We start from the raw sequence: 11,238 nt of genomic DNA on the forward strand, positions 1-11,238 counted from the left end.
CGTTCCCACCGCCGTGGTGCGTGCGAGCAGCACGCCGTGCGCGTTGATGGCGCCGCCGGTCACCGTATCGCCCGGCTGCTTGTCGGCCGGCAGAGACTCGCCGGTGAGCATGGATTCGTCGATCTGGCTTTCGCCTTCGATCACCTCGCCGTCGACCGGCACCCGTTCGCCGGGGCGGATCACCACCAGATCGCCCATCCGGATCGCGTCGATCGGCATGTCGCGGTCGACGCCGTCGAGACGCACCCGCGCGGTGGCCGGACGCAGGGCCTGCAGGGCGCGGATGGCTTCGGTGGTCTGGCGTTTGGCGCGCGCCTCCAGCCATTTGCCCAGCAGCACCAGGCTGATCACCACCGCCGAGGCCTCGAAATACAGATGCATCGGGTCGCCGCGCGTCAGCAGCAGGTATACGCTCAGGCCATAGGCCGCGCTGGTGCCGACGGCCACCAGCAGATCCATGTTGCCGCTGCCGGCGCGCAGCGCCTTCCAGCCGGCGCGATAGAAACGCGCGCCGAGCCAGAACTGCACCGGCGTCGCCAGCACCATTTGCAGCCAGCCCGGCAGCATCCAGTGCACGCCGAACAGGCTGCCGAGCATGGGGGCGACCAGCGGCAGCGACAGCGCTATCGCCAGCGCCACCGGCCACCAGTCGGGCAGCGCGCGCAGCGGGGCGGCCGGGCTTGCGCTTGCCGCCTGCGGCCGTTGCGCGCCATAGCCGGCACGCTCCACCGCGGCGATCAGCGCGGCGGCTGACGTGCCCTGCGCCACCTCGACCGTCGCCTGCTCGGTGGCCAGGTTGACGCTGGCATTGAGTACGCCGGGCACTTTGCCGAGCGCCTTTTCCACCCGCGCCGAGCAACTCGCGCAGGTCATGCCGGTGATGTCGAAGGTCAGCGATTCGGTCGGCACGCTGAAGCCGGCCTGCTCGATGGCGCGCTGAACCGAGGCTGCATCGGTCGCGCCCGTGATGGTCGCGGTTTCGGTCGCCAGATTCACCGTTGCGGCAGTCACGCCCGGCAGCTGCTTGAGCACTTTTTCCACTCGCGTCGCACAGCTGGCGCAGGTCATGCCCTGGATGCCGACGGCGAGCGGGGTTGTGGTGGAGGTGGTCATCGTGGATTCCCGGTTGAGACGGATGCTGACAACATAAACCTTACCATGGTGGGAATGTCAAGCACACTGAGGGCGTAAAGGGCAGGCCGCAGCTGTCCCTTGGCGGGGATGAATCAAGCCGGTCGATCGCAACCGCCGCGTTCAGCGGCGCACGGTGGTCAGCGGGAAGTCCTTCGGCAGCAGCACCCACATGCGGCCGCGCTGTTTCATGCGGCCGGCGAGTTCCCCCGCCGCATTGCCGAAGCCCCAGAAGAAATCGGCGCGTACGCCGCCGCGGATGGCGCCGCCGGTATCCTGCGCCATCACCAGCTTGTTCAGCGGCAGCGGTGAATTGGGCTGGGTGGTGGCGAGAAAGACCGGTGCGCCGAGCGGGATGAAGCGCGGGTCGACGGCGATCGAGCGGCCGCCGGTGAGCGGCACGCCGAGCGCGCCGAGCGGGCCGGGCAGGCCGTTGGGCAGTTCGCGGAAGAATACGAAACTGGGGTTGCTGGCGAGCAGATCCGGCAGCTTGTCGGGATTCTTCGCGCCCCAGTCCTTGATGCCCTGCATCGAGGCCTGTTCGAGCTTCAGTTCGCCGCGCTCGACCAGCAGCTTGCCGATCGATTGATAGGGATGGCCGTTCTGGTCCGCGTAGCCGACGCGCAGGTGCGAGCCGTCCGGCAGCTCGATGCGGCCCGAGCCCTGGATCTGCAGGAAAAACAGCTCCACCGGGTCTTCCGCCCAGGCAATCGGCTTGCCCTTGAAGCCGTTGCCGTTGGCCGCCTCGATTTCCTTGCGGGTGGGGTAGGGCACCAGCTTGTTGCCGGCCAGCCGCCCGCGCAGGCGCAGGTTCTTCAGTTCGGGGTAGACGCTGGCGAGATCCACCGTGATGAGATCGTCGGGGGCGGCGTAGAGCGGGAAGCGCGCCCGCGCGGTACGCACGCGGTCGCCCTTCAGCAGGGGCTCGTAGTAGCCGGTGATCATGCCTTCGGTGCTGCCGTCTTCCTGGCTGGCCTGGTAGGGCTGGAAACGCTGCTCGAAAAAGGTGCGCACGGCGGCGTCGTCCGGCGTGGCCATCGAGGTGGCTTCAGCACAGACCGCATGCCACGCGGTGCGCTTGCCGAGCGTGGCGCAGCTGCGCAGGAAAGCGGTCCAGGCTTCGCTGGCGCTGTCGTCCTGCCAGAAGGCCACGGCCGTCCAGTCCACCGGTCTGAGCGTGGGATAGGCCACAGCCGGAACGGGGATCAGAACGGAGGGCGGAGCGGGTTCGGGTTGCGGCGCGGGAACCGGGACTGGCGCCGGCACCGGTACCGGCGCCGGAGGAACGGGCGGCGCCACAGGCGGCTGCACCGCACAGGCCGACAACAGCAGGGCGAACAGCCACGGGCTTGCGCGTAACAGCATCACGGGTGAAGATGGCCACAGCAAAAACATGCGCCGAGTATAACAATGGAGAGACGGGTTTAATGGAGACCCAGGGACTGGGCTGGCTGCTGCTGGAGGCGGGAATCGCGCTCGGACTGCTGCTGTTCATCGTATGGTGGACGATGAAAAAATAAAGCCCGGGCGCCGGATTCAGGATCCAGGGGAATGGCCTGGCTGCGCCACCGTCTTTTTAGTGAAGCACCCTCGGCATCGCCAGTGTGAACTGGGGGATTTCGGCGTCGAACTTGTTGCCGTCCTCGGCCGCCATCTGATAGCTGCCGCGCATGGTGCCGACCGGCGTTGCCAGCGCAGTGCCACTGGTGTACTCGAAGCTCTCGCCCGGCCGCAGCAGGGGCTGTTCGCCGACCACGCCGAGGCCCTTGACTTCCTGGACGACGTTTTCGGCATCGGTGATGATCCAGTGGCGCGAAATCAGTTGCGCGGCCACGGTGCCGGTGTTGGCGATGGTGATGGTGTAGGCGAACACGTAACGGTCGGCCGAAGGATCGCTCTGTTCGGCCAGATAGGTCGTGTCGACGTTGACGCTGATATGGTATTTCTTGCCTTCGGCCACGGGAATGCTCGACGGATACGGGATGCCTGGAGTGTAACGCAATGGCGCGGCGGGCTGCTAAAATGGCCGGGTTTCCCGAAAATCCGCAGAAATCCAGGAGCCCTTCCCATGACGTACCGCATCGCCCCGTCCATCCTGTCCGCCAACTTTGCCCGGCTTGGCGAGGAAGTCGACAACGTGCTCGCCTCCGGCGCCGACATCGTCCACTTCGACGTGATGGACAACCACTACGTACCCAACCTCACCATCGGCCCGCTGGTGTGCGAAGCGCTGAGGAAGCACGGCGTCACCGCGCCGATCGACGTGCATCTGATGGTCAAGCCGGTCGACCGCATCATTCCCGATTTTGCGAAAGCGGGGGCGACCTACATCACCTTCCATCCGGAAGCCTCCGAGCACATCGACCGCACCATCGGCCTGATCAAGGAAAACGGCTGCAAGGCCGGCCTGGTGTTCAACCCCGCCACCCCGCTCGACGTGCTGGAATACACGCTGGACAAGCTCGACATGGTGCTGCTGATGTCGGTGAACCCCGGCTTCGGCGGCCAGAAGTTCATTCCCTACGTGCTCGACAAGGCGCGTGCCGTGCGCAAGATGATCGATGATCGCGGCCTCAGCGTGAACATCGAAATCGACGGCGGCGTCGGCCCCGCCAACATCGCCGAAGTTGCCAGGGCCGGGGTCGACACCTTCGTCGCCGGTTCGGCCGTGTTCGGCGCCGCCAAGGACGGCGACCCGCAGCGCTACAACAGCATCATTGCCGCGATGCGCGCCGAGCTTGCCAAGGTCTGATATATCCTCCGCGAAGGACGCGAAGAAACGCGAAGTAGAGATTTTCTTCGCGCCCCTTCGCGTCCTTCGCGGATAAAAACCAATATGAAAAACTTTCCTCTTTCGATCAAAGCCGTCGTCATCGATCTCGACGGCACCCTGCTCAACACCGCGCCGGATCTGGCGCATGCCGCCGAACTGATGATGGCCGACCTCGGCCGCCCGTGCCCGTCGCTGGAAACGATTTCCACCTACATCGGCAACGGCGTGTCGCGGCTGGTCAAGCGCGTGCTCACCGGCGACATGGACGCCGAGCCCGATGCGGCGCTGTTCGAACAGGCCATCGCCTCTTACCAGAAGCATTACGGTGAGCACGTGTCGCTGCATTCGCGCCCGTTCGACGGCGTGGTCGCAGGCCTCGACGCCTTCAAGGCGATGGGCGTGCACATTGCCTGCATCACCAACAAGGCCGAAGCGTTCACTCACCCGCTGCTGAAAGACACCGGCCTGTTCGATTATTTCGAGCTGATCCTGTCCGGCGACACGCTGCCGAAGCGCAAGCCCGATCCGCTGCCGCTGCTGCATGCCTGCGAGGTGTTCAAGGTGAAGCCGGCCGAACTGCTGCTGATTGGCGACTCGCTCAACGACACCCAGGCCGCGCGTGCTGCGGGCAGCCCGGTGTTCTGCGTGCCCTACGGCTACAACCGCGGCCGTCCGGTCGCCGAGCTCGATCTGGATGCGGTGGTGCCGAGTCTCGCCGAAGCGGCGAAGATGGTGAAAAAAGCGTGAGGCGTGAGGCGCGAGGTGTGAGGCGGGGCAGTGCGATCGCAGGGCGCCGATGGCGATGGCAGGCTGCCGACTGAGTTCCCACGCCTAACGCCTCACTCCTCACGCCTCACGCCAAAATGACTGAACAAGAATTCTTCGAGCTCGCCCGCCAGGGCTACAACCGCATTCCGCTGGTGCGCGAACTGCCCGGCGATCTGGAAACGCCGCTGTCGGTCTACCTCAAGCTGGCCAATGCGCCCTATGCCTACCTGCTCGAATCGGTGGTGGGCGGCGAACGTTTCGGGCGCTACTCCTTCATCGGCCTGCCGGCGCGCACGGTGTTGCGGGTGCGTGCGCATCTGCTGACGGTGGAAACCGACGGCCGGGTGGTCGAGGAGCACAGCCTGCCCGACCCGCTGGCTTTCATCGCCGATTTCCAGGTGCGCTTCAAGGCGGCGCCGGTGGCCGGGCTGCCGCGCTTCACCGGCGGACTGGCCGGCTACTTCGGCTACGACACCATCCGCTACATCGAGAAGCGGCTGGCCGACAGGCACAAGGACGACGTGCTGCATACGCCGGACATCCTCTTGATGCTGACCGAGGAGCTGGCGGTATTCGACAACCTTGCTGGCAAGCTCTATCTCATCACCCATGCCGATCCGATGCAGCAGGATGCCTATGTGCAGGGCCATCTGCGTCTTGCCGAACTGGCCGAGAAACTGCGCGTGCCGGTGACGCTGCCGGCCGAGCCGGCAGCCGACACGGCCGAACCGGGCTCCGAATTCGGCGAGGCCGAGTTCAAGGCGGCGGTGCAGAAAGCCAAGGACTACATCGCCTCCGGCGACGTCATGCAGGTGGTGTTGAGCCAGCGCATGGCGCGGCCGTTCGCCGCTTCGCCGCTGTCGCTCTACCGCGCGCTGCGCAGCCTGAATCCGTCGCCTTACATGTTCTTCTACGATCTCGGCGGCTTCCACATCGTCGGTTCGTCGCCGGAAATCCTGGTGCGGCTCGAAGGCGACAACGTCACCCTGCGGCCGATTGCCGGAACCCGCCCGCGCGGCCTCACGCGCGAGGACGACCAGCGTCTGGCCGAGGAACTGCTGGCCGATCCCAAGGAGTGCGCCGAGCACCTGCAGTTGCTGGATCTGGGGCGCAACGACACCGGGCGCGTCGCCGTCACCGGCTCGGTCCGCGTCACCGAGAACATGCAGATCGAGCGCTACTCGCACGTGATGCACATCGTCTCCAACGTCGAGGGCAAGCTGAAGCCCGGCCTTGCCGCGCTCGACGTGCTGCGCGCCAGTTTCCCGGCCGGCACCGTGTCGGGCGCCCCCAAGGTGCGGGCGATGGAAATCATCGACGAACTGGAGCCCAGCAAGCGCGGCATCTATGCCGGCGCGGTCGGCTATCTGGGGTTCAACGGCGACATGGACCTGGCGATCGCCATCCGCACCGCGGTGGTCAAGGACGGCATGCTGTACGCACAGGCGGGCGCCGGCATCGTCGCCGATTCGGTGCCCGACAACGAATGGATGGAAACGCTCAACAAGGCGCGCGCCATCGTGCGCGCGGCCGAACTGGCGTATACGACTCCACATGGGCGCTAGCCCATAGTGGATCGGAATCCTTTAGGGCAGGCCCGCTTCGCCAGCCTGGCCGACTGACCCGGCCCCGACGTCTCGGCACAGCTAGCCCAGGCCGTAGCGCTTGAGCTTGCGGTAGAGCGTGCGTTCGGTGACGCCGAGCGCGGTGGCGACCCGGCTACGATGGCCGGCGTGCGAATCGAGCAGGGCGCGGATGTGGCTGCGCTCGATCTCGGCCAGCGGCTGCGCGCCCGCGCCAGGCTGCGGCGGCAGTGCCGCCACAGGCAGATGCAGGTCGGCGGCGCGGATCACCCCGTCCTGGCAGGTCAGTACCGCGCGCTGCAACAGGTTGCGCAGTTCGCGCACATTTCCAGGGAATTCGTATGCCTGCAGCATAGCCAGCGCGGTCGCATCCAGCCGGCAGGCACGGCGGCTGCCGGCCAGACGCTTGAGCAGAAACGCCGCCAGTGCGGAGAGATCCTCGCGCCGTTCGCGCAGCGCAGGCAGGGTCACGTCGATACCTGCCAGCCGGTAATACAGGTCGAGCCGGAACCGCTTCTCGTCTACCTCGTCCAGCAGCCGGCGATTGGTGGCCGATACCAGCCGCACGTCGGCGTTCAGCGTATGGGTGCCGCCGACCCGGCGGAATTCGCCGGTTTCCAGCACCCGCAGCAGCTTGGCCTGCAAGCCCAGCGGAATCTCGGCGACCTCGTCCAGGAACAGCGTGCCGCCGTCCGCCAGTTCGAACAGCCCTTTCTTCAGGCCGCTGCTGCCCGAGAATGCGCCGCGCTCATGGCCGAACAGTTCGCTTTCGAACAGGGTTTCCGGCACGGCGGCGCAGTTGATCACGATGAAAGGGCCGCCGGCCCGCGCCGAGCGGGCATGAATGAAACGCGCGGCGAGATCCTTGCCGACCCCGCTTTCGCCGTACAGCAGGATCGAGGCCTCGCTGTCGGCCACCCGCGCGAGATTGTCCACGCAGGCCAGAAACGCGGGGGACTGCCCCACCATCTGCATGGCGTCGCAGTCGGTGCCGACGCTGGCGTCCAGCGGGAACAGCTGTTCGCCCAGGTAGCGCTCGCCATTCACGCCGCGCAGGGCATGCCCGCGGATGCGGGTGCGCTCGGGCTGGTCGCCGGCATGGAAATGGGTATGCAGCACCTCGACCGCTTCACCGTGATCGAACAAGGCCTGATGCGGACACTGTTCACCGTTTTCGTGGCAGGGGCGCGATGCGTGGTGCGACACGGCATAGCAGTGCCGGCCGACGATGGCGTCGGGCGTCACGCCGTAGGCTTCGCTGTAGCGCTGATTCGCCGCCACGATGCGGTATTCGCGATCGATCACCACAAAGGGCTGGTCGTTCGCGTCGATGAGATCCTGTAGTTCGATATGGGGCATGGCTGCGACCGGTCATGACTTTCGCGGAGCGTGGCATGACAGGATGGTCATGTCAAATTGCACAGGCGCCGCCAGCGCCTGCGTCTGAGCGCGTCGAATGATGGCATGGTGTTTGCTCATCCAGTTGCTAAGCTAAACGGGATACCTCAACAGGAGACAGCAATGGCACAGATCGTGGTTTTGGGTGCGGGCGTGGGCGGCATGACGATGGCCTACGAAATGCGTGAACAGGCGCGGGCCGAAGACAAGGTCACCGTGATTTCCAACCTGCCGTATTTCCAGTTCACGCCGTCCAACCCCTGGGTCGCGGTCAACTGGCGCAAGCGCGACGACATCACCCTGCCGGCCGCGCCCTACCTCAACAAAAAAGGCATCGATTTCATCCCGGTCGGCGCCGCGCGCGTGCATCCCGAGCGCAACCAGGTCGAACTCACCGACGGCCGGGTGGTGGACTACGACTTTCTCGTCATTGCGACCGGACCCAAGCTGGCGTTCGACGAAATCCCCGGGCTGGGCCCGGAAGGGCATACCCAGTCGGTCTGCCAGGTCGAACACGCCGTCGCCGCAGGCCAGGCCTGGGAGCGCTTCGTGCAGGAGCCCGGGCCGATCGTGGTCGGCGCCGTGCAGGGGGCGTCGTGCTACGGGCCGGCGTATGAATTCGCCATGATCATGGACACCGACCTCAGGCGGCGCAAAATCCGCGACCGCGTGCCCATGACCTACGTCAGCGCCGAACCCTACATCGGCCACTTGGGCCTGGGCGGCGTCGGCGACTCCAAGGGCATGCTGGAATCCGTGATGCGCGACCGCCACATCAAATGGATCTGCAACGCCAAGGTCACCAAGGTCGAAGCCGGCAAGATGTTCGTTGCCGAACACAACGAAAAAGGCGAGGTGATCAAGGAACACGAATTGCCGTTCGCCTACTCGATGATGCTGCCGGCATTCAAGGGCATCGACGCCGTGTTCGGCATCGAGGGACTGACCAATCCGCGCGGTTTCATCGTCATCGATCCTTACCAGCGCAATCCCAAATTCCAGAACATCTATTCGGTCGGCGTGTGCGTCGCCATTCCGCCGGTCGAGGCCACACCGGTGCCGACAGGGGCGCCGAAGACCGGCTACATGATCGAATCCATGGTCACCGCGACGGCGCACAACATCCGCGCCGTGCTCGACGGCAAGGAGCCAACCGAGAAGGCGACGTGGAACGCCATCTGCCTGGCCGATTTCGGCGACACCGGGGCGGCCTTCGTGGCGCTGCCGCAGATTCCGCCGCGCAACGTCAACTGGTTCAAGGAAGGCAAATGGGTGCACCTGGCCAAGGTTGCGTTCGAGAAATACTTCATGCGCAAAATGAAAAAAGGCTCGACCGAACCGCTGTACGAAAAATACGTGCTCGGTCTGATGGGCATCAAGAAGCTCAAGTGATTTTCCCCGGACTCCTCTTCAAGCGCCTGCGGGCGCTTTTTTTTCATGCCTGCGGGCGCGGCGCCCCGGTCGACGCGCTAGAGCAGGCTTTCGATCGCCGCAAAGAGCGCGCGCTCCTCGAACCGCACATGGGCGGCGAGATGTTCGCCGAAGCGCGCCAGGGCGCCGGCATCGTTGCGCTGCAGGTCGTCGAGCAGCCCGCGCAGCAGGCGATGGTCTTCGAGCGTGCGCTGCACGAGCGGCTGGGTGTCGGCGCTGCGCAGTAGCGGCAGCAGCGCGTGCTCCTCGGTGCGGAAGTGCGGATCCAGTTGCTGCCGGAAGGCGCGGACGGCACGCTCGCAGGCTGCGTCGATCTGCGCCGCATCGCCCGACCGTGCGGCACGCTCGCAGGACCTGGCCAGCGACAGCGCGGCATGGTGCTCGCGCGAGAGGGGTTGCAGTAACGGGCTGCGCTTCATGCGGCGTGCGGCTCAGGGCCGGGGGCGTGCAGCGCCGGAACGCGGTGCCTGGGGGTTCGCAGCGGATGTCGCGCGTTCGTGTTGCGGCCGTTCGCCGGCCCGCCCTGCGCGCGTGCCGCGAATGACGCTGGCGAGCGTGCCCGCAATGAACAGCAGCAGCGCGGCGGCATTCAGCAGGCCGCCGAGACTGCGCAGGCCGGGCTGGGCGAGGCCGTCGCCGGCGAGGCGCAGCAGCAACGAGGCGTGCAGCACCAGCAGGGGCAGGTAGAACGTCCAGTGGTACGGCATCTTCACCCGCACGACGGCCGGAAAGATCACCGGCGCGTGGCCGAACACCATCGAGAACACGAAGCCGATCAGGATGGCGTGCAGCACGGCGTCGTAGGCGAGGCCGGCGAGACTGCCGGCGGCGAGCAGCGTGACGCTGCCGACAGCGAGCCAGGCGTAGCCGGAGAGCAGGCATACCGCGATGAAGCGGGTCAGTCCCTGCGTCTTGACCGTCCGCCGCGCGATGTCCTGGCGCAGCAGCCACAGTGCCAGCGCGAGTAATCCTGCAGCATACAGCGTGACGCCCGCAGGGTGTCCGGTGAGGAATCCACCCGCCACGAGTATCGCCAGAATGCCTGCAAACGTCCGTTTGGCCACGGGGGAGGGCGGCAGAAAGCGAGACAGTTCGAGGCGTTCGCCCGCGATGGTCAGCACCAGAAAATTGATCCATAGCGCCACCACGCCCTGCAGCGGAGTGCCGGCGAGCCACAGCAGGTTGCCAGCCAGCCAGCTGAGGGCGCCGAGCGTCATGGTCGCCATGAAGAGTTCGCGCTGGCGCAGCATGAGCAGCGCCGTGCCGGTAAACAGCACGGCGCTGCCGAGCGTGACTGCCGCAGCGCCGATGGCGGGAGGAAGGCCGGCCAGGATGGCCAGGCTGCCGAGACCGGTCAGCAGCGGGCCGAGATATGCCCAGCGGCGTCCCATGGCAACGGCGCGCTCCAACCCGATGACGGTGCCGAGGAATCCGGACACCATCAGCGGGCCGTGCAGCGGCGCCAGTTCGGCCATGGACAGCGGCACGTTCCAGCCGAGCCGGGCGAGGCCGGCCAGCACCCCCGACGCCAGCGCGGCAAAGCCCAGCATCAGGAGCGGCAGGCGGAACGGGACGCCGAGATCGCCGGTGCGCATGGCGTTTCCGTCTCAGGCGCAGCAGGACGCGATACGGTCGATGCGCACCCGCCACAGGTCCGGGCCGCTTTCCAGGTATTCCCACCTGAACTCGCCACCGTATTCCGCCAGGAACTGGTTGTAGAGCGGCTTGGGGTCGTGGTCATTGAGCAGCAGCAATGCCTCGCCGGGCAGCAGCCTGGAGAAGGTGCCGAAAATCAGGGGGTGGCGGTCGCGCGGCGCGATGGTACGGACATCGACAGTGGTTTGCGGGGTGGTCGTCATGTGCGTTCTCCTGCGGTTGCGGGTGGGATCAGCTCCAGCCGAAATGGGCGCGCGCGTGCGCGCTCATCCTGTCCGGGCTCCAGGGCGGGTCCCATACCAGGGCGAGCTCGATTTCGACGCCGGCCGGTGCCAGCGTCTCCAGCACGTGCTGGACATCATCGAGAATCATCTCTCCCATCGGGCAGGCCGGGGAGGTCATGGTGAGGTCGACGTGCAGCCGGGTCGGCGTGACCTCCACGCCATACACCAGCCCGAGGTCGACGATGTTCATGCCGACTTCCGGGTCGTCGACCCC

Annotated in this window: 12 protein-coding genes; 4 read left to right on the forward strand and 8 right to left on the reverse strand. The window is 66.2% G+C overall.

Annotated features, from left to right (window positions below):
• The 3 genes from Q0L94_RS05090 to apaG form a co-directional block, all read right to left on the reverse strand.
• Positions 1–1,113: copper ion binding protein (locus Q0L94_RS05090; RefSeq protein ID WP_296750760.1), on the reverse strand; the 1,113-nt coding region annotated here is incomplete at its 3' end.
• Between the two features lie 141 nt (positions 1,114–1,254).
• Positions 1,255–2,526 carry a murein transglycosylase A gene (locus tag Q0L94_RS05095; RefSeq protein ID WP_296750763.1) on the reverse strand — a complete coding sequence of 424 codons (1,272 nt, stop codon included), beginning with the start codon at positions 2,524–2,526 and terminating at the stop codon, positions 1,255–1,257.
• Positions 2,527–2,707: 181 nt separating this feature from the next.
• Positions 2,708–3,091, reverse strand: coding sequence for a Co2+/Mg2+ efflux protein ApaG (gene apaG / locus Q0L94_RS05100; protein ID WP_296750791.1), 384 nt, complete (start codon positions 3,089–3,091; stop codon positions 2,708–2,710).
• A 108-nt stretch (positions 3,092–3,199) separates the two neighbouring features.
• On the opposite strand from apaG, the gene rpe reads away from it, so the two are divergent.
• The 3 genes from rpe (at position 3,200) to trpE (ending at position 6,237) form a co-directional block, all read left to right on the forward strand.
• Positions 3,200–3,883 (forward strand): ribulose-phosphate 3-epimerase, encoded by a 684-nt coding sequence (gene rpe / locus Q0L94_RS05105; RefSeq protein ID WP_296750766.1) that lies wholly within the window; start codon positions 3,200–3,202, stop codon positions 3,881–3,883.
• An 84-nt stretch (positions 3,884–3,967) separates the two neighbouring features.
• On the forward strand, positions 3,968–4,651 hold the full coding sequence (locus Q0L94_RS05110) for a phosphoglycolate phosphatase (protein ID WP_296750769.1): 684 nt from the start codon (positions 3,968–3,970) through the stop codon (positions 4,649–4,651).
• 116 nt (positions 4,652–4,767) lie between these two features.
• Positions 4,768–6,237, forward strand: coding sequence for an anthranilate synthase component I (trpE, locus tag Q0L94_RS05115; RefSeq protein WP_296750771.1), 1,470 nt, complete (start codon positions 4,768–4,770; stop codon positions 6,235–6,237).
• Between the two features lie 81 nt (positions 6,238–6,318).
• Here trpE and Q0L94_RS05120 read toward each other — a convergent pair whose 3' ends face one another.
• Positions 6,319–7,614, reverse strand: a complete 1,296-nt coding sequence (locus Q0L94_RS05120) for a sigma 54-interacting transcriptional regulator (RefSeq protein WP_296750774.1) — start codon at positions 7,612–7,614, stop codon at positions 6,319–6,321.
• A 162-nt stretch (positions 7,615–7,776) separates the two neighbouring features.
• On the opposite strand from Q0L94_RS05120, the gene Q0L94_RS05125 reads away from it, so the two are divergent.
• Positions 7,777–9,045, forward strand: coding sequence for an FAD/NAD(P)-binding oxidoreductase (locus Q0L94_RS05125; protein ID WP_296750777.1), 1,269 nt, complete (start codon positions 7,777–7,779; stop codon positions 9,043–9,045).
• Positions 9,046–9,122: 77 nt separating this feature from the next.
• Here Q0L94_RS05125 and Q0L94_RS05130 read toward each other — a convergent pair whose 3' ends face one another.
• From Q0L94_RS05130 to Q0L94_RS05145, 4 genes are all read right to left on the reverse strand, one after another.
• On the reverse strand, positions 9,123–9,503 hold the full coding sequence (locus Q0L94_RS05130) for a hemerythrin domain-containing protein (protein WP_296750780.1): 381 nt from the start codon (positions 9,501–9,503) through the stop codon (positions 9,123–9,125).
• A 12-nt stretch (positions 9,504–9,515) separates the two neighbouring features.
• Positions 9,516–10,679 (reverse strand): hypothetical protein, encoded by a 1,164-nt coding sequence (locus Q0L94_RS05135; protein WP_296750783.1) that lies wholly within the window; start codon positions 10,677–10,679, stop codon positions 9,516–9,518.
• Between the two features lie 12 nt (positions 10,680–10,691).
• Positions 10,692–10,943: a DUF2249 domain-containing protein gene (locus Q0L94_RS05140; RefSeq protein ID WP_296750785.1), complete on the reverse strand. Its 252-nt coding sequence runs from the start codon at positions 10,941–10,943 to the stop codon at positions 10,692–10,694.
• Positions 10,944–10,971: 28 nt separating this feature from the next.
• On the reverse strand, positions 10,972–11,238 hold a 267-nt coding region (locus Q0L94_RS05145; protein ID WP_296750788.1), incomplete at its 5' end, for a metal-sulfur cluster assembly factor.

The organism is Thiobacillus sp., from assembly GCF_024708915.1.

What these genes read in the sequence shown, in the direction of transcription:
- Q0L94_RS05095 (WP_296750763.1), bottom strand. Translation starts at nt 2,526, where the DNA reads ATGTTTTTGCTGTGGCCATCTTCACCCGTGATGCTGTTACGCGCAAGC.
- rpe (WP_296750766.1), top strand. Translation starts at nt 3,200, where the DNA reads ATGACGTACCGCATCGCCCCGTCCATCCTGTCCGCCAACTTTGCCCGG.
- Q0L94_RS05110 (WP_296750769.1), top strand. Translation starts at nt 3,968, where the DNA reads ATGAAAAACTTTCCTCTTTCGATCAAAGCCGTCGTCATCGATCTCGAC.
- trpE (WP_296750771.1), top strand. Translation starts at nt 4,768, where the DNA reads ATGACTGAACAAGAATTCTTCGAGCTCGCCCGCCAGGGCTACAACCGC.
- Q0L94_RS05120 (WP_296750774.1), bottom strand. Translation starts at nt 7,614, where the DNA reads ATGCCCCATATCGAACTACAGGATCTCATCGACGCGAACGACCAGCCC.
- Q0L94_RS05125 (WP_296750777.1), top strand. Translation starts at nt 7,777, where the DNA reads ATGGCACAGATCGTGGTTTTGGGTGCGGGCGTGGGCGGCATGACGATG.
- Q0L94_RS05130 (WP_296750780.1), bottom strand. Translation starts at nt 9,503, where the DNA reads ATGAAGCGCAGCCCGTTACTGCAACCCCTCTCGCGCGAGCACCATGCC.
- Q0L94_RS05135 (WP_296750783.1), bottom strand. Translation starts at nt 10,679, where the DNA reads ATGCGCACCGGCGATCTCGGCGTCCCGTTCCGCCTGCCGCTCCTGATG.
- Q0L94_RS05140 (WP_296750785.1), bottom strand. Translation starts at nt 10,943, where the DNA reads ATGACGACCACCCCGCAAACCACTGTCGATGTCCGTACCATCGCGCCG.